Annotated in this window: 15 protein-coding genes; 3 read left to right on the top strand and 12 right to left on the bottom strand. The window is 62.1% G+C overall.

Annotated features, from left to right (window positions below; genetic code table 11):
• Window positions 1-7: 7 nt before the first annotated feature.
• The 6 genes from recQ to QZ613_RS14185 are packed head-to-tail and all read right to left on the bottom strand — an operon-like array spanning window position 8 to window position 6,056.
• Window positions 8-1,843, bottom strand: a complete 1,836-nt coding sequence (recQ, locus tag QZ613_RS14210) for a DNA helicase RecQ (protein WP_043565545.1) — start codon at window positions 1,841-1,843, stop codon at window positions 8-10.
• Between the two features lie 31 nt (window positions 1,844-1,874).
• Window positions 1,875-2,612 carry a UDP-2,3-diacylglucosamine diphosphatase gene (locus QZ613_RS14205; protein ID WP_043565548.1) on the bottom strand — a complete coding sequence of 246 codons (738 nt, stop codon included), beginning with the start codon at window positions 2,610-2,612 and terminating at the stop codon, window positions 1,875-1,877.
• 31 nt (window positions 2,613-2,643) lie between these two features.
• Window positions 2,644-3,135, bottom strand: coding sequence for a peptidylprolyl isomerase (locus QZ613_RS14200; protein ID WP_043565549.1), 492 nt, complete (start codon window positions 3,133-3,135; stop codon window positions 2,644-2,646).
• A 10-nt stretch (window positions 3,136-3,145) separates the two neighbouring features.
• Complete coding sequence (locus tag QZ613_RS14195) at window positions 3,146-3,706, bottom strand: peptidylprolyl isomerase (protein ID WP_043565551.1); 561 nt, start codon at window positions 3,704-3,706, stop codon at window positions 3,146-3,148.
• Window positions 3,706-4,905 (bottom strand): L,D-transpeptidase family protein, encoded by a 1,200-nt coding sequence (locus tag QZ613_RS14190; protein ID WP_291865195.1) that lies wholly within the window; start codon window positions 4,903-4,905, stop codon window positions 3,706-3,708. The genes QZ613_RS14195 and QZ613_RS14190 overlap by 1 nt, the downstream gene beginning before the upstream one ends.
• Window positions 4,902-6,056, bottom strand: coding sequence for a tetratricopeptide repeat protein (locus QZ613_RS14185; RefSeq protein WP_291982905.1), 1,155 nt, complete (start codon window positions 6,054-6,056; stop codon window positions 4,902-4,904). Before QZ613_RS14185 ends, QZ613_RS14190 begins: the two co-directional genes overlap by 4 nt.
• A gap of 153 nt (window positions 6,057-6,209) precedes the next feature.
• Between QZ613_RS14185 and cysS the strand changes: the two genes are divergently transcribed.
• Complete coding sequence (gene cysS, locus QZ613_RS14180) at window positions 6,210-7,592, top strand: cysteine--tRNA ligase (RefSeq protein WP_043565555.1); 1,383 nt, start codon at window positions 6,210-6,212, stop codon at window positions 7,590-7,592.
• Window positions 7,593-7,646: 54 nt separating this feature from the next.
• On the opposite strand, the gene QZ613_RS14175 is transcribed toward cysS, so the two are convergent.
• The 4 genes from QZ613_RS14175 to grpE all read right to left on the bottom strand — a co-directional run bounded on the left by QZ613_RS14175 (window position 7,647) and on the right by grpE (window position 12,725).
• Window positions 7,647-8,798, bottom strand: a complete 1,152-nt coding sequence (locus tag QZ613_RS14175; RefSeq protein WP_291982903.1) for an ABC transporter substrate-binding protein — start codon at window positions 8,796-8,798, stop codon at window positions 7,647-7,649.
• Between the two features lie 209 nt (window positions 8,799-9,007).
• Window positions 9,008-10,126, bottom strand: a complete 1,119-nt coding sequence (dnaJ, locus tag QZ613_RS14170; RefSeq protein WP_043565556.1) for a molecular chaperone DnaJ — start codon at window positions 10,124-10,126, stop codon at window positions 9,008-9,010.
• Between the two features lie 66 nt (window positions 10,127-10,192).
• Window positions 10,193-12,133, bottom strand: coding sequence for a molecular chaperone DnaK (dnaK, locus tag QZ613_RS14165; protein WP_043565557.1), 1,941 nt, complete (start codon window positions 12,131-12,133; stop codon window positions 10,193-10,195).
• A gap of 97 nt (window positions 12,134-12,230) precedes the next feature.
• On the bottom strand, window positions 12,231-12,725 hold the full coding sequence (grpE, locus tag QZ613_RS14160; protein ID WP_291865535.1) for a nucleotide exchange factor GrpE: 495 nt from the start codon (window positions 12,723-12,725) through the stop codon (window positions 12,231-12,233).
• A 246-nt stretch (window positions 12,726-12,971) separates the two neighbouring features.
• Between grpE and QZ613_RS14155 the strand changes: the two genes are divergently transcribed.
• On the top strand, window positions 12,972-14,321 hold the full coding sequence (locus tag QZ613_RS14155) for a serine/threonine-protein kinase (protein WP_043565559.1): 1,350 nt from the start codon (window positions 12,972-12,974) through the stop codon (window positions 14,319-14,321).
• A gap of 27 nt (window positions 14,322-14,348) precedes the next feature.
• Here QZ613_RS14155 and hemH read toward each other — a convergent pair whose 3' ends face one another.
• Together hemH and hrcA are read right to left on the bottom strand one after the other, a co-directional pair.
• Complete coding sequence (hemH, locus tag QZ613_RS14150; protein ID WP_043565560.1) at window positions 14,349-15,452, bottom strand: ferrochelatase; 1,104 nt, start codon at window positions 15,450-15,452, stop codon at window positions 14,349-14,351.
• Window positions 15,452-16,480 carry a heat-inducible transcriptional repressor HrcA gene (gene hrcA, locus QZ613_RS14145; protein WP_291901903.1) on the bottom strand — a complete coding sequence of 343 codons (1,029 nt, stop codon included), beginning with the start codon at window positions 16,478-16,480 and terminating at the stop codon, window positions 15,452-15,454. Before hrcA ends, hemH begins: the two co-directional genes overlap by 1 nt.
• 75 nt (window positions 16,481-16,555) lie before the next feature.
• On the opposite strand from hrcA, the gene QZ613_RS14140 reads away from it, so the two are divergent.
• On the top strand, window positions 16,556-17,482 hold the full coding sequence (locus QZ613_RS14140; protein WP_043565562.1) for an NAD kinase: 927 nt from the start codon (window positions 16,556-16,558) through the stop codon (window positions 17,480-17,482).
• Window positions 17,483-17,500: the final 18 nt, after the last annotated feature.

Genomic DNA, 17,500 nt, shown 5'->3' with positions numbered 1-17,500 from the left:
TCTCGCCTCAGGCGCACGCGGCGACAATGGCCAACAGGCCCTCGCCGTAACGTTCGGCCTTGGCCACACCGATGCCCGGGACGGCGAGCAGCGCCGGCAGTGAATCGGGTCGCACGGCGGCAATCTCGCCCAGCGTCCGGTCGTGCAAAATGACGTAGGCCGGCACGCCCTGCTCGCGCGCCTGCGCAAGTCGCCAGGCGCGCAGGCTGGCCAGCAACGGCGAATCGCGGGGCCCAGAAACGCCGCTTGACGCCGCCCTGCCGGCGCCGCCCGCCTTGCTTCGGGTCACTCTGGTCTTCGGCGGTTCGACTTGCCGGCGAAGCTGCAGACGGCTTTCGCCCTTGAGAATCGGCCGCGCGCTATTGGTCAGCTTGAGCGCGCCGTACGCCGAGGCGTCGGCATCGAGCAGGCCGGCGGCGAGCAGCTGGCGAAAGACCGAGCGCCAGCCGCGCTCGTCGATATCGGCGCCGACGCCGAAGGTCGGCAAACGCTGATGGCCAAACTGCTGTACTTTTTCGGTGTTCTTGCCGCGCAGGATGTCGATCAGGTGGCCAGCGCCGAAACGCTGGCCGGTGCGCAAGGCGGCGGACAGCGCCTTCTGCGCCGCCACCGTGCCGTCCCACACGATCGGCGGCACGAGGCAGACATCGCAATTCCCGCAGGACGTCGCCGGCTCGCCGAAATAGTCGAGCAGGATCACCCGCCGACAGCGGGCCGACTCGCAATACGCGAGCATGCTCTCCAGCTTCTGCCTTTCGACGCGCTTCTGTTCGCTCGGCGAAGCCGACTCCTCGATCATCTGGCGATGGATCACCACGTCGTTGAGACCGTAGGTCATCCAGGCTTCCGACGGCTCGCCGTCACGCCCGGCTCGGCCGGTTTCCTGGTAATAGGCTTCGAGGCTCTTCGGTAGGTCGAGATGGGCGACGAAACGCACATCGGGCTTGTCGATTCCCATCCCGAAGGCGATGGTGGCGACCATCACCAGGCCGTCCTCGCGCAGGAAGCGTTGCTGGTGGCGCTGCCGGTCGCTGCCCGCCAGTCCGGCGTGATAGGGCAAGGCGGTGACGCCCTGCTCGTTCAGCCAGGCCGCCGTCTCATCGACCTTGCGCCGCGACAGGCAGTAGACGATTCCCGCCTCGCCCTGATGCGCGCCAAGAAAGGAAAGCAGCTGCTGGCGTGGGCTGTCGCGCTCGACGATGGTGTAACGAATGTTCGGGCGGTCGAAACTGTCGACAAAGACTTTCGCCTGCTCGAGGCCGAGCCGGGTTCTGATTTCCTGCCGGGTCAGCTGGTCGGCGGTCGCCGTCAGGGCAACTCGCGGCACGTCGGGAAAGCGCTCGTGCAACTGCGAGAGCTGCATGTACTCGGGACGAAAGTCGTGCCCCCACTGCGACACGCAGTGGGCCTCGTCGATGGCGAACAGCGCCACCTGCTGGCGCGCGACGAGCTGCTCGAGCAGGCCGATGAAGCGATCGCTAAGCAGGCGTTCGGGGGCCACGTAGATCAGGTCGAGCTCACCGCGCAACAGCCTGTGCTCCGTTTCGACCAGCGCCCGGAAATCCAACGACGAGTTGAGGAAAGCAGCCTTCACGCCCACCTGGCGCAAGGCATCCACCTGGTCCTGCATGAGGGCGATCAGCGGCGAGACGACGACGCCGACGCCCGTCCGCAGAAGCGCCGGGATCTGATAGCAGAGCGACTTTCCGCCGCCGGTCGGCATCAGCACGAGTGCGTCACCGCCACTGACCAGCTGGTCGACGATCTCCGCCTGTTGGCCACGAAACGAGGGATAGCCGAAAATCCGGCGCAGGAGTTCCGTCGCCGCCACCGCCGCGCTCATCGTCGCTGGGAACTGCGCAAGGAAAAATGCCTCAAGCCAGACGCTCGCGGGTCAGGGTTTCGCCGTCCCAGCAAAGGCACTCCCCTGCCCCGTCACGCTCGTTCCAGTCCGCCATCACCCAGCGCTCGACGTGAATGCCATCGACCATGTGATCGTGTCTTGCCGGACGGTGCGTGTGGCCGTGGATGAGCGTGGCGTAGCCATATGCGCGCAGGAAGTCGTCGGTCGCAGCGGGATTGACGTCCATCAGGAAAGTGGCCTTGCCACGCTTGGCCGATTCGCTTTGCTGGCGCAGCGCAAGGACCATCTGCTTACGTTCGGGCAGCGGCTTGGCGAGAAAGGCCGTCTGCCAATCCGCCTGGCGAACGAGCGCGCGAAACGCCTGGTACTCGCGGTCATCGGTGCACAGCGCATCGCCGTGGGTGAGGACGAACTGCCATGTTGGCAGCGACAGGACATGCGGGTCGGAGAGCAGGCGCGCACCGCTGCGCGCCAGGAAGGATTCGCCGAGCAGGAAATCGCGGTTGCCATGCATCAGCGACAGCTCGACGCCGCTGCTGGATAGCGCGTGCAGCGCTGCGGCGATGTCCGCGGCGAACGAGTCCCCGGGATCGTCGAGGCAATCGTCGCCCGGCCAGGCTTCGAAGAGATCGCCAAGAATGAACAATTGCTCGGCAGAACGCGCCCGACCGGCAAGGAAATCGAGGAAGCTGCGGGTGACAGCTGGCGCTTGCGGCGCCAGGTGCAGGTCGGAAATGAATAGAATCAAGGATGCTGCAGATCGTGCGGCGGAGCAGACTTCAGCAGACTTCGGCGCGTTCGATCAGCACATCGTCGACCGGGACGTCGCGATGAAAACCGGACGAGCCGGTGCGCACGCCCTTGATCTTGTCGACCACCTCGCTCCCTTCGACGACCTTGCCGAAGACGCAGTAGCCCCAGCCTTCGGCGTTCGCCGCGCGATAGTTGAGCGACGCGTTGTCGACCACATTGATGAAGAACTGCGCGGTCGCCGAATGCGGTTCGTTGGTACGCGCCATGGCCAGCGTGTAGGCCGCATTCTTGAGGCCATTGTCGGCTTCGTTCTTGATCGGCGCCTTGCAGGGCTTCTGCTTCATGCCTGGCGCAAAGCCACCCCCTTGAATCATGAAGCCGGGAATGACGCGATGAAAAATGGTGTTGTCGTAATGGCCGGCGGTCGCGTAGTCAATGAAGTTCTGGGCTGAGAGAGGCGCTTTCTCGGCGTCCAGTTCGATAGCGATGACGCCAAAATTGGTGTGCAGCTTGATCATGCGGGATTCCTTATTTTTTCTCGGAGATGACTTTGACCGACTGGATGATGACCGGCTCGACGGGGACGTTCTGGTGCATCGCACGATTGCCGGTCGGGACCTTGGCGATCTTGTCGGCGACGTCCATACCCTGGGTGAGCTTGCCAAAGACCGTGTAACCCCAGCCGTCGGATCCAGGGGAGTTGAGTGCGCCATTATCCTGGTGGTTGATGAAAAACTGCGAACTGGCCGAATGCGGGTCGGCAGTGCGCGCCATGGCGATCGTCCAGCGGTCATTCTTGAGCCCGTTCTTGGCTTCGTTTTCAACCTTTCGCGGCGCCGATTTCTGTTCCATCGCCGGAGTGAAGCCGCCGCCCTGGATCATGAATCCCGGGATGACGCGGTGAAAGATCGTGCCGTTGTAAAAACCCTCGTTGACGTATTGAACGAAGTTTTGCACGGTCTTCGGAGCCTTCTCGGAATCGAGTTCGATGACCATTTTGCCCATGCTGGTCTGCATTTCGACCGTTGGCGCGGCCAAGGCCGCAAAAGGCAACAGTGCGGCCGCCAAGGCGGCAATTCTCTTGTACATCAGGCGCTCCCTTCGTAAATAATCTTCCAGCGACCGTCTTCACGTATCCAGTACTGGCGCTTTTTCATCAGGTTCTTGAAGTTGTTGCTGGTGTACTGCTGGTCAAAGGTGACGAAAACGACGCCATCCTTGCCCGGGCTGCGAAACATCGATTGCCGGGAAAGGTCGATCTTGACCCATTCCTTGCCGGTAAGCACTTGTCGCTTGCGCGCCGCGAACTCGGCGAAGTTCTGCTTGTCGGTTTGAAACGCCCGCGAGTAGTGAGCCAGCAGGCGGTCGACGTCGCCACTCTCCCAGGCCAGTCGCCAGGCTTCGACTTCCCGGCGCAGGCCCTCGCGCTCGCGCTGCCAGTCGCCAGGCGACAACCATTCGATGGAATCACTGATGATGACCGGTGTGACGCCCACCTGGACGTTCTTGGCGAGGACTTCGAGGTCGGCGTTGGACAGCACCACACAGCCTTCCGATGCCTTTGGGGGGCGCGAATAGGTGTCGGCCGGTGTCCCGTGCAGCCAGATGCCGTGCCCCTTCCGTCCCTGACGCTTGTCCCATTCATTGGGATAGTTGATCGGGAACGCGCCGGTGCCGTAGAGATCACTCAACTTCTTGGCCGACAGCGCGGCGGTGACATGGTAAACGCCTAACGGCGTCTTGCGGTCGCCCTCGCGCATCTTGTCGGCGCCCGATTTGCCCTGCGTCACGTAATAGTCGGCGACGAAACGTGGCCGGCCACCGTCGTTCTCGTACAGATAGAGCCGCGACTTCTGCGTGTCGACAAGCATCGCGTGCTTCTGCCCGGGCTCCATCTGCAGCAGCGAGCTGGGCAGTTGATCCGCCAGGGCCGGCTTCTCGCGGTAGGCCTTGATACGCACCAGCGCCTCGTCGCGCAGGTCGGAGAGCTTCTCCCGTGGCGCGTTGTCGGCGTTACCAAAGGTCTCTAGCGGCTTGCTGCGAGCGAGCAGGAGGTCGCCCTTGATCAGATGCCCGAGCCGGAAATTCGGATATTGAAGGAGAAGAGCTTCGGTCTTCTGGAGTGCCGCATCAATGCGATTTTTCTCTATCTCTCCGAGGATGGTGGCGAGTTGCGATTCCGGACCCGCATCGGGGAAGACCACCGTGCCAGCGGCGCCGGCAGCGATGGCCGGAGCGGCCACACAGGCGGCAACGATGGCCAAGGTGACGCGGACCCTGTTGATCAATCGACCCGCTCCTGCTCGATCAACCATTTGCCCCGTTTCTTGACGAAGACAAGTGTCTTGCGTACGGTTGATTCGAGCTTGTCCGACGTGTAATGCTGCTTGAAGCTGACCGTTGCCTTGTTGTCAGCGAAGGAGATCGTGATCTCCTCGAGATCGACCTGAATCCTGCCGGGCTTGTCGATACGCTTTCTGCGCTGGGCGTCCCACGCCTTGCGCGACATTCCGCGCGGCGTCCTGAAATCGTCAGCGTAATGCGCGAGATAAACCTTCATGTTCTTGTCCGACCAGGCCTTGGCCCAGGCCTGCAGCGCCGCCCTGACGCCGACCTGCTCGGCTGGCGGCGGTGGCGATTCTGGCGGCGCAGGGGGCGCCGTGGCGACCCTCGGCGATGGCGCGGGTGGCGCTCTTTCTGCCGGCGTAGCGGCCATGGGCTTGCCCACGGAAATCCCGGCGCCCCTGTCCACCGCCTTCGCGGGCGGCGGTTCGGAAGGTTTGCCTGCCGGCGCTGTCGGCGCTGTCTGCGCTGTCGGCGGCGGCACTGGTGCAGCAGTCACTGGCGGTGCCCTGGTCGGCTGGACAGCGGCCCTCTTGCCGGCATCGTCCGCCGCTGGCACCGCGGCACCGGGCTTCACCGACGCCCTGGAAGAGGTGCCGATCAGCTCACGAATCATCGACAGCTTGGACTGCGTCGCCTGGTTCGACGAATCCAGCTGCAACGCCTTGTCATACGCCTGGCTGGCGAGCTTGGCATAGACATCACCGAGATTCTCGTGCGCGATGGAGTAGCTCGGATGCGTCCGGATGGCCATCTCGAGCGCCGTGCGCGCCTTGTCGTACTGCTTTTGCTGAGCGTAGAGCACGGCGAGGTTGTTGTAGGGCTCGGGTAGTTCCGGATAGTCCTCGGCAAGCCTGTTGAAGATGACGATCGCTTCGGCCGGGCGCCCCATCTCGGTGAGGATAACGCCCTTGAGAAAGCGCCCCTGCGCCTCTTTTGGCTGGCTGGCGAGATGGGCATCCACCTTCTCGAGCGCCTGCGACCACTGGCCACCCTTCATCAAGCGCTGCACGTCGGGCAGGTAATCGACAATCGCCCAGGATGCAGAAGCAATCAGGAGCAGGCCGAAAAGCAGGGCAGGGAAGCAGGCGGACAAGGGCCTCTGGGAGATCGAGCGCATCGTTATGGTATACTGACCGGTGCAGCGGTTGGATGTTACTTAGCCGGTCGATTCTAACAAGAAGTACGTCGAAACCAAAGCACTCCCTACTCGCGCTGGCCGGCGCCGAGCACTCTCGTGAGTCCGAAAATGCTGAAAATCTACAATTCGCTGACGCGCGAAAAACAGGACTTTGTGCCGATCATCCCGGGCAGCGCCCGCATGTACGTCTGCGGCATGACAGTATACGACTACTGCCACCTTGGCCACGCGCGCGTTCTGGTGGTTTTCGACATGGTCCAACGCTGGCTGCGGGCGAGTGGGTTGCAGGTGACCTACGTTCGCAACATCACCGACATCGATGACAAAATCATCAAGCGGGCAGTCGAGAGCAAGCAGAGCATCGCCGAGCTGACGGCGCGTTTCATCGCCTTCATGGACGAGGATGCCGCGGCCCTCGGCGTCGAGCCGCCCGACCACGAACCTCGCGCCACCGCCTACGTGCCGCAGATGCTCGACCTGATCGGACAACTGGAAAAGAACGGCCTCGCTTACCAGGCCGCGGATGGCGACGTAAACTTTTCGGTGCGCAAGTTCGCTGGCTACGGCAAGCTTTCGGGCAAGTCTATCGACGACCTGCGGGCAGGCGAACGTGTCGAGGTCGACACCGCCAAGGAGGATCCGCTCGACTTCGTGCTCTGGAAGCACGCTCGTGACAACGAGCCTTTCTGGCCTTCGCCGTGGGGCAATGGCCGCCCCGGATGGCATATCGAGTGCTCGGCGATGAGTTCGGATCTGCTCGGCAAGCACTTCGACATTCACGGCGGCGGCCAGGATCTGCAGTTTCCCCACCACGAGAACGAGATCGCGCAATCCGAGGGCGCCCACCTCTGCCGCTTTGTGAACTACTGGATGCATAACGGCTTCGTTCGTGTCGCCGACGAAAAGATGTCGAAATCGCTCGGCAACTTCTTCACGATCCGGGAAATCCTCAAGAACTACGACGCCGAAGTTGTCCGCTTCTTCATCCTGCGCGCGCATTACCGCAGCCCGCTCAACTACTCGGACAGCCATCTCGACGATGCCCGTCAGGCGCTGACCAGACTATATACGGCGCTGAAGAGCGTGGGCGCCGCGGACGCCGGTGCCTCGCCAGTCGATTGGGACGAGCCGCACGCGCAGCGTTTCAGGCAGGCGATGGACGACGACTTCAACACCCCCGAAGCGTGCGCGGTACTCTTCGACCTGGCGGCCGAACTAAACCGCAGGAAGTCGCCGGCTGTCGCCGGGCAATTGCGCGGACTGGCAGGTCTGCTCGGCCTGCTGACGCGCGATCCGCAGATCTTCCTGCAAGCGGCGCCGAGCAACGAGACCGCGGACAGTGTCGCGGACATTGAAGCGCGCATCGCCGAGCGCGTTGCTGCCAAGAAGAACAAGGACTACGCGGCGGCGGATCGCATCCGCGCCGATCTGCTGGCGGCTGGCGTTGTCCTCGAGGACAGCAGCGCCGGAACCACCTGGCGACGCTCGTAAGCGCTGCCTGACCAACGCCAGCCGGCAGCGAGCAGCACTGAAAGCGCGGAAGCCCTAATGCATGATGCGGCCGTCGGGCCCGATAACGGTCAGGTCGACGAAGCGCGAACCACTCCGTTCCTGCGCTGAATAGCTGACCCGATACCCCCCCAGATCGAGGTTGTGCATGCTCTCCAGCGCATTGACCAGCCCTTCACGGGTCGGCTCCCTGCCGGCTTTGCGGAGCGCTTCGACCAGCACTCTGGCCATCGCATAGGCCTCGAGCCCATAGTACGAAGGCTTTCCCTGCGGCCCGATCAGCTTCCGGTATTCGTGCGCCAGCGGCGTTGTGTCGTTCCACGGCGACGGCATGACCTGCGAGATGCCGATACCGCGCGCCTGCTCACCGAGCTCCTGAACCAGCAATTCGGCGCCAACGGGAGAAAGGGTCATGAACTGCGGCATCTGATCGGCCTTCTTCATGCCGCGGACAAAGGCCGCCGTCGGCTTGTAGAGCGTCACCATGATCACCGCCTGCGGATTGACCCCGGCGATCTGCTCTACCGCCTGCGCGACGTCGACCGAGTTGCGCTCAACCGAGGCCACCGCAGACGGCGCCAGCCGATGCTGCTTGAGCGCGCCAACGACGCCATCGAGGCCCGATTTGCCGAAACCGTCGTTCTGGTACACTACGGCAATGTTCTTCATGCCCAGCGAGACCAGATGCTTGACCAGGGCTTCGGTTTCGTTCGCGTAGCTGGCCCGGACGTTGAACATGTAGCGGTTGTTCGAACTGTCCTTGGGCGACTGGCGGAGCGAATCGGCACCGGAAATCGCGCCCACCAACGGCACCCTGGCGACGCCAAAAGCCTCGTTCATGGCGGCCGTCGTCGGGCTCGATCCGTATGAAGCGAGCAGGGCAAAAACCTTTTCAGTGTTGATCAAGGCCTTGGTATTGGCCACCGCGCGTTCGGTCTCGTAGCCGTCGTCAAGAACGCGCAAGGAAAGCATCCTGCCGTGAATGCCGCCGGCTTCATTGATCTGGCGGAAGTAGGTCTGGATGACTCTCTTCATATCCAGGCCGTAAACGCCGTTGGGACCAGAAAACGGCGCCGTCATGCCGATCAGGACACCGTTTGCGGTAACGCCCGTCTCGCCCGCGGTGACGCAGCAGCCAAAGCCGCTCAAAAAAACGCACAGCAGCGCCTTTGCCAACCTCATGCTCATGCGCTTGTCCTCCTCCCGAATAGGGGTCGCGGTCGTCTGCGGACCGTTTCGACCAGACGGGGAAGGATGGCAAGAAAAGCTGACAGGCGGCTTACAGGCTTGAGAAGAAACGGGTTTGAAGCTTACGAATCAACAAGCGTGGCAGTTGGCCAGCGGACGCGGGCGGCCAAACGGACAGGGCTGTGCCGGCCCGCCCACCCGCCGAACCCTCAGGTCGCCGCAAAGAAATCGCGCACCCGATCCATCCAGGATTTGGCGCGCGGATTGTGACGCCCCGAGTTTTCCTGACTCGACTCCTCGAGTTCGCGCAGCAGCTCCTTCTGACGTTCAGTCAGATGGACCGGCGTTTCGACGACGACGTGACACAGCAGGTCTCCGTGCGCGTGGCTGCGCACGCTCTTGATGCCTTTTCCACGCAGGCGGAAGACCTTGCCAGACTGCGTTTCCGCAGGGATCCTGATTTTGGCCGCACCGTCGAGAGTCGGGATATCGATCTCTCCACCGAGCGCCGCCGTCGTAAAGCTGATCGGCATCTCGCAGTGCAGGTCGCTCTGCTCGCGCTGGAAGACGGCGTGCGCCTTGAGATGAATCTGGACGTAGAGATCTCCCGCCGGGCCGCCATTGACGCCGTGCTCGCCTTCGCCGGAGAGCCGAATCCGATCGCCCTCGTCAACCCCGGCGGGGATCTTCACCGCCAGCGTCTTGTGTTGCTTGACCCGACCCGCGCCGTGGCAGGGAGCGCATGGGTCGGCGACGAAGCGACCGGTCCCATGGCATTTCGGGCAGGTTTGCTGAATCGAAAAAAAGCCCTGCTGCAGGCGAACCTGGCCACTCCCCTGACAGGTCGGGCAGGTTTTCGGTTGCGTGCCAGCCTTGGCACCGCTGCCGTGGCAGGCATCGCAGACTTCCATGGTCGGAATGCGGATCTTCGTTTCAGTGCCGAAGGCCGCCTGCTCGAGGGTGATCTCGAGGTTGTAGCGCAGGTCTGCGCCACGATAGACGTTCGAGCGCCCGCCACGAGCACCGCCGAAGATCTCGTCGAAAATACCGCCAAAAGCGTCGGAGAAGCCGCCCGGACCTCCACCGCCCATGCCGGACTGGGGGTCGACCCCGGCGTGGCCGTATTGGTCGTAAGCCGCACGCTGCTGGGAGTCCGCGAGAATTTCGTAGGCTTCCTTGACTTCCTTGAACTGCTCTTCTGCCTTGGGGTTATCCGGGTTGCGGTCCGGATGGTGTTTCATCGCCAGCTTGCGGTAGGCTTTCTTGAGATCTTCATCGGATGCGTCGCGATTGACGCCCAGAATGTCGTAAAAGTCGCGTTTAGCCATCGTTTCTCAAGCACGTTGTGGGACGGAGCGAGGCGCGATTATACGCCCCGCCCTGCAGCAGGATGCCTACTTCTTGTCTTTGACTTCGGTAAACTCGGCATCGACGACGTCGCTGTCGTCCTTTTTCGCCGTCCCTGCGGACTCGGCTCCGGGCGCGTGATGCTCGCCGCCCCCACCCGCCTCGGCCTGCTGCTTGGCGTACATTTTCTCGCCAAGCTTTTGCGCCGCCGTGCCGAGGGCCTCGGTTTTCGCCTTGATGCTCTCGACGTCGTCGCCGCGGATCGACTCCTCGGCCTCCTTCATCGCGGCTTCAATGACCGCCTTCTCCCCATCGGCAAGCTCCTTGCCGTATTCGGCAAGAGATTTCTTGACCGAATGGACCATGCCATCGCACTGATTGCGCGCTTCCGCCAGTTCGTGCGCCTTGCGATCCTCCTCGGCGTGCACTTCGGCATCCTGCACCATGCGCTGCACTTCCTCCTCGCTGAGGCCGGAAGAGGCCTGGATCTTGATCTTGTTCTCCTTGCCGGTCGCCTTGTCCTTGGCCGAGACATGCAGAATGCCGTTGGCGTCGATGTCGAAAGTCACTTCAATCTGTGGCATGCCACGCGGCGCCGGCGGGATGTCGGAGAGATTGAACTGCCCGAGGCTCTTGTTGCCACTGGCCATTTCACGCTCACCCTGCAGGACATGAATGGTGACCGCCGACTGGCCGTCATCGGCCGTCGAGAAAACCTGGTTCGCCTTGGTCGGGATGGTGGTGTTCTTCTTGATCAGCTTGGTCATCACCCCGCCAAGCGTCTCGATACCGAGCGACAGCGGCGTCACGTCGAGCAACAGGACATCCTTGACCTCGCCCTGCAGCACGCCACCCTGGATCGCCGCACCAACGGCAACGGCTTCGTCCGGATTGACGTCGCGGCGCGGTTCCTTGCCGAAGAAGGCCTTCACTTTCTCCTGCACCTTGGGCATGCGCGACTGGCCACCGACGAGAATCACGTCGTCGATGTCGCTCATCTTGCAGCCGGCATCCTTGAGTGCGATACGGCAAGGCTCGATGGTCCGGTCGACGAGTTCGTCCACCAGGGCTTCGAACTTGGCACGGGTGATCTTCAGCGTCAGGTGTTTGGGCCCGGAGCTGTCGGCGGTGATGTACGGCAGGTTGATCTCGGTCTGCTGGCCCGACGAAAGCTCGATCTTGGCTTTCTCGGCAGCATCCTTGAGACGCTGCAGGGCAAGCACGTCGGACTTCAGGTTGACCCCCGACTCTTTCTTGAACTCGTCGATGATGTAGTCGATTAGACGCTGGTCGAAGTCTTCGCCGCCGAGAAAAGTGTCGCCGTTGGTGGACAGAACCTCGAACTGATGCTCGCCTTCAACCTGCGCGATTTCGATGATCGAGATGTCGAAAGTGCCGCCGCCGAGGTCATAGACGGCGATCTTCTTGTCGCCCTGCTTCTTGTCCATACCGAAAGCCAGCGCCGCTGCAGTCGGTTCGTTGATGATCCGCTTGACTTCCAGACCGGCGATGCGACCGGCGTCCTTCGTCGCCTGACGCTGGCTGTCGTTGAAGTACGCCGGCACGGTGATCACCGCTTCGGTGACCTCTTCGCCCAGGTAGTCCTCAGCGGTCCGCTTCATCTTGCGCAACACTTCGGCGGAAACCTGCGGCGGGGCGATCTTCTTGCCGCGCACCTCGACCCAGGCGTCCGCGTTGTCCGCCTTGAGAATCTTGAAAGGCATCAGGGCGATATCCTTCTGCACTTCCTTTTCCTCGAAACGCCGGCCGATCAGCCGCTTGATCGCGTACAGCGTGTTTTTCGGATTGGTGACCGCCTGCCGCTTGGCCGGCGCACCACAGAGAATTTCATCATCCTCGGTGTAAGCAACGATCGACGGCGTCGTGCGTGCGCCCTCGGAGTTCTCGATAACCTTCGGCTTGCCGTTTTCCATAACGGCGACGCAGGAGTTGGTTGTGCCCAGATCAATGCCGATGATCTTGCCCATGTAAGGATCCTTTCAGTATTTCGGTAAATTGTGACGACATCGGCCCACTGGCCGAATGTCTGGTGACAAGCACCAACTGGGGCTCATCGCAGGAATTTCAAGCCTCGGCCTTGGCGACGACGACCATCGCCGGGCGCAAGACGCGGTCAGCCAGCAGGTAGCCCTTCTGCAACACAGTGACCACCGTGTTCGGCTCCTGTGTCGATGCGACGACGCTGATCGCCTGGTGCAGGTTGGGATCGAACTTCTCGCCGAGCGGGTTGACTTCTTTCAGCGCCGATTTCTCGAAAGCGGCGACCAGTTGCTTGAGCGTGACTTCGCTACCCGCGCGCAAACTTTCGACGCTCTGCGCATCGGTGGCCAGCGCAATTTCCAGGCTGTCCTTGACCGCCAGCAGCTCCCGAGCGAAGCGCTCGATCGCGAACTTGGCAGCCTTGGCAATGTCTTCCTGAGCGCGCCGACGCACGTTTTCGGTTTCCGCTTTGGCGCGCAACCAGGCATCGTGATACTCGGCAGCTTTCAGCTCGGCTTCGCGCAAGGCATCTTCGAGATTCGGCACGCCCTCTTCAGCAGGCGCGCTTTCGGCAATCACTTCAACGGGCTCCGATGCCACAGGCGCATCGTTGCCATTGTCAGGCGGTATGTCGTTAGCTTGCATAGATGATGATCTCCCAGAAAACTGCAGGCAGGTTGGGGCGAGTTTTTCGATTTCAAGGCTTTTTTGTGGACTCCCGGAGGTGGAAGAGCGACGCAATTCGCGCATAATTGCTCATTCGGCGCCTCGCTTCGCTACTAGCATTTCAATTCTCTCTAGTCCCGAACAGGACTTGGTACCGGCATGACGGAGAAAATCGGCAAATATCAGATCATTCGCACGCTTGGCAAGGGCGCGACGGCGGTCGTCTACCTGGCCGAGGATCCGGACCTGAACCGGCAGGTAGCGATCAAGCTGATCCGCTTCGGCAAGGACAGCGCAGCGATGTCAAGGCGCTTGCGCAAGATCTTCCAGACCGAGGACGCGATCGGCCGGCGACTCGATCACCCGAACATCGTCAAGGTATACGACGCCGTCGTCGAGAAGGATCAGGCCTACCTGGTCATGGAATTCGTCGACGGCGGCGCGCTCGACCGCTTCTGCTCGATCAACCGCCTGCTGCCCATGCACCGGGTGATCGGCATTATCTTCAAGTGTTGCCTGGCGCTTGATCACGCTTTCCGCCAGGGCGTCGTCCATCGCGACATCAAGCCGGCCAATATCCTGCTCGATGCCGACGACAATCCACGCATCACCGACTTCGGCCTGGGGCTGAACCTGCAAAAGGACATGGGCCAGGACTCGACCTTCGTGATGGGCGTTGGCTCGCCGGCCTACATGTCTCCCGAACAGGTCAAGAACTACCCGCTCAATCACAAGACCGACCTCTATTCGCTCGGGGTCCTGCTCTTCCAGCTGCTCACCGGACGCTTGCCGTTTCGCGCCAACAATCCCGCGACGCTGGTCTACAAGATCGTCAACATGGATTCACCGTCGGTCTGCGCGCTGAACCCCAACCTGCCTGCCGGGCTAGATGCGATCATCAAGAAGTCGCTCGAGAAAGACCTCTACAGCCGCTACCGAAATGGCGCCGCCTTCGCCAAGGACCTCTCGGCGGTGCGCTACCAAATGCTCGACGAAGACCAGACGCAACAGGATTTGACGCACTTCCAAACGCTGCGCAAGCTCGACTTCTTCGTTGACTTCGAGGATATCGAATTGTGGGAAGTGCTGCGTATCAGCAGATGGCAAGAGATAACCGAAAAAGTGACCCTGATCCGTGAAGGCGACACGCACCGCAAGTTTGGGGTGATCATCGACGGCTTCGTCGAAGTATCGACCAATGGCCGTGTCATCTGCCGGCTTGGTTCGAGCGACGTGATCGGCGAAATGACTTTCCTGCACCCCACCGACACCCTGCGCCACGCCACGGTAGTGACCCTGGAAAGAACGCTGTTCCTGGAAGTCAACAGCGCAGCCCTCGAACTGGCTTCCGACGAACTGCGCGAACGCTTCAACAAGGTTCTCCTGACCAGAGTGCTCGCTCGCTTGCGCGACGCCAACAAAGTGCTCGCCAAACTGGGGCAGACAGCCGTCCAGGGCAGCTTTTCGGCGTCCTCGCTCGGGCTGACCCCGCCGCTGGAACTGCTCTAGAGGGCAGGCGCACTGGCGCAGCAGCCCTCAGGATGGCGCTCCCAATGCCTTGGCGCGCAATGCGCTGAGCTCGAGTCCCGCCTGGTCGGGTGCGAGCTGTGTCGGCCAGCCGCGCAGCTGCGTTTCCGCGATATCGGCGAGGGCTCGAATCCAGTCGTCGCGCTCGTTGAGGCACGGCAGGTAGTGGAATTCCTTGCCGCCCCCATGGAGGAATTCGGCGCGACCTTCGATAGCGATCTCTTCGAGCGTCTCCAGGCAATCGGCAGGAAACCCCGGACAGATCACATCGACCCGCTGCACGCCCTGCTTGCCGAGCGCCCTCAGCGTCGGCGCGGTATACGGCTGCAGCCACTCGGCGCGACCGAAACGCGACTGAAAGCAGATCTGATAGCGCTCGGCCGTCAGGCCAAGCGCTTCGGCCAGCAAGCGGCCACTCTTCTGGCACTCGCAGTGGTAGGGATCGCCTTTGTCCAGGGTGTAGCGCGGCAACCCATGAAAGCTCATGATCAGCCGATACGAGTCACCCGGCGGCCCACTGCTCGCCCAATGCTCGCGCACACTGGCAGCCAGTGCTGCGATGTAACCCGGATGGTCGGCAAAACTCCTCAGCGAGCGTATTTCCGGCTGGTTGCGAACGCTTTGCAGCCAGCTGCAGGCGGCATCGATGGCGGTGGCCGTGGTACTTGCCGCGTACTGCGGATAGAGCGGCAGCAACAGAATCCGCGTACAGCCCGCCGCCTTGAGTCGAGAAAGCGTCGCGGCCATCGACGGCTCGCCATAACGCATCGCGTAATCGACGACCACCTGATGCCCGGCCTGGCCAAGGAATCCACGCAACAGCTTCGCCTGGCGCTCGACATGCACTTTCAGCGGCGAGCCTTCGGCGGTCCAGATCGACGCGTACTTTTCGGCCGAGCGTCGCGGGCGCAGCCTGAGGATGATGCCGTTCAGGATCAGCCACCAGACGGGGCGTGGAATCTCGACGACGCGCGGATCGGAGAGGAACTCCTTGAGGTAGCGTCGCACCGCCGACGCCGTCGGTTCTTCGGGCGTCCCGAGATTGATCAACAGAACGGCGGTTTTTTCCGGCGAGCCATGACGGTAGGCCGGCTCGGGAAGATAACGAGGCATCAGGAGTTGGCCTGGTAAGAGAGTGCTGAAGAGAGGAGTTTGGCGGTGATGTCGACGATCGGGATGACGCGCTCGTAGGCCATGCGGGTGGGACCGATGACGCCCACCGAACCGACGACTTGGCCGTCGACCTCGTAGGGCGCGGTAACCACACTGCATTCATCAAGGGGTGCCAGGCCCGATTCGCCGCCAATGAAGATCTGCACGCCGTCGGCGCGATGCGACAGATCGAGCAACTGCATCAGCGACGTGCGCTGTTCGAAGAGGTCGAACAGCTCACGCAGCCGTTTCATGTTCGACGAGAACTCCTCGACTTCGAGCAAGTTGCGCTCGCCGGAAATGATGTAGCGCTCGTCAGAACCCTTCATCGCCTCGTCGCCAGCGGCCAGCGCGGCGGCCATCAGCGATTGCAGGTCACCGCGCAGCCTCTGCACCTCCTCCTGGACGCGCGAACGAATGTGCTCGAAATCACCGCCGATGAAATGCTGGTTCAGGTAGTTGGTGGCGGTGACCAGTTCCGAAGGGGTGTACGACCGCCCCGGGAAGAGCAGACGATTCTGCACGTCACCGTCGGACGTCACCAGGATCAGCAGGATGCGCTTCTCCGACAGGCTGACGAACTCGATCTGGCGAATCTTCGGCACCCGACGCCTCGGCGTCATGACGATGCCCGCAAAACGGCTCAAGCCGGAGAGCAGGAGCGACGCATTGCTAATCAACTGGCGCGGCTGGGAAAGCAGCAACTGCCCCTCGATGGCGTCGATTTTCGCTTTTTCGAGCGGCTCGACGGTGAGCAGGCTATCGACAAAGAAACGGTAGCCACGCGACGTCGGCACGCGCCCGGCCGAAGTGTGCGGACTGGCGATCAAACCGTTGTCTTCAAGGTCGGCCATCACGTTGCGCACGGTCGCCGCCGATAAGTCCAGGCCCGAGAACCTTGACAGCGCACGCGACCCGACAGGCAGTCCGTCCGCGATGTAGCGTTCGATGAGCGTCTTGAGCAGCCGTCTGGCGCGTTCGTCTAGCATGGGTCGGATTCTACAAAAATTCCCCCCCTCGCGGGGCGCCGCGGAGGCAAGCTGAATTGTGGTCTAATTGGCGCCATGAACAATGCCTTTCCTCACGAATCGACCGATTGCGCAAATCTGCCGAAGACCATTGCCTTGATCGGCAAGTACCACAGCCAGGAAATCGCCGAATCGCTGCGCATGCTGGCCAGATACCTGCACGAACGCGGCATCACCGTCCTGATCGAGGAGGAAACCGCCCGTAACCTCGTCTCGCAACTTGACCTGCGCAGCTGGGCCAGCGGCAGCTTTTCCTGGTTGGGAGCGCATGCCGACATGGCGATCGTCCTCGGCGGCGACGGCACGATGCTCAACGCAGCACGTCAACTGGCCCGTTATCGTGTGCCCCTGGTCGGAGTAAACCAGGGGCGCCTGGGTTTCATGACCGACATCTCACGCAGTGACATGCTGGCTTCCATGGACAGCCTGCTCGACGGCCAGTTCGTTCCCGAAACGCGCATGCTCCTCGAAGCCGAGGTCACGCGCGACGAGCGCCTCGTTGCTGCCCATCTGGCGCTCAACGACGTGGTCGTTGACAAGGGCGCCATCGGGCGCATGATCGAATTCGAACTCTTCGTCGACGGCGAATTCATTTATCACCTGCGCTCGGACGGCCTGATCGTTGCCACGTCCACCGGCTCGACGGCGTACGCGCTATCGGCCAACGGCCCGATCCTGCATCCTCAGGTTTCGGCGATCGCGCTGGTCCCGCTTTGCCCTCATTCCCTGACCAACCGACCGATCCTGGTTGGTGATCGCAACGAGATCGAAATCCGCATCGTCCATGGCATCGATTCACGCGCCCACTTCGACGGCCAGGTGACGGTCGACCTCAAGAACGGCGACTGCGTACGCCTCCGTCGCTCCGAATACTCGATCTGCCTGCTCCACCCCCCCGGCCACAGCTACTTCGCCATGCTCCGTCAGAAGCTGCACTGGAGCGAGCGACCGAAGGAGCACTAGGCGATTCCTGCGACGACC

The organism is Candidatus Accumulibacter sp. ACC005, assembly GCF_907163215.1.
GTDB classification, from domain to species: domain Bacteria; phylum Pseudomonadota; class Gammaproteobacteria; order Burkholderiales; family Rhodocyclaceae; genus Accumulibacter; species Accumulibacter regalis.
The sequence above is the reverse complement of the archived record's forward strand: the minus strand, read 5'-3'. Positions and strand labels throughout refer to the sequence as shown.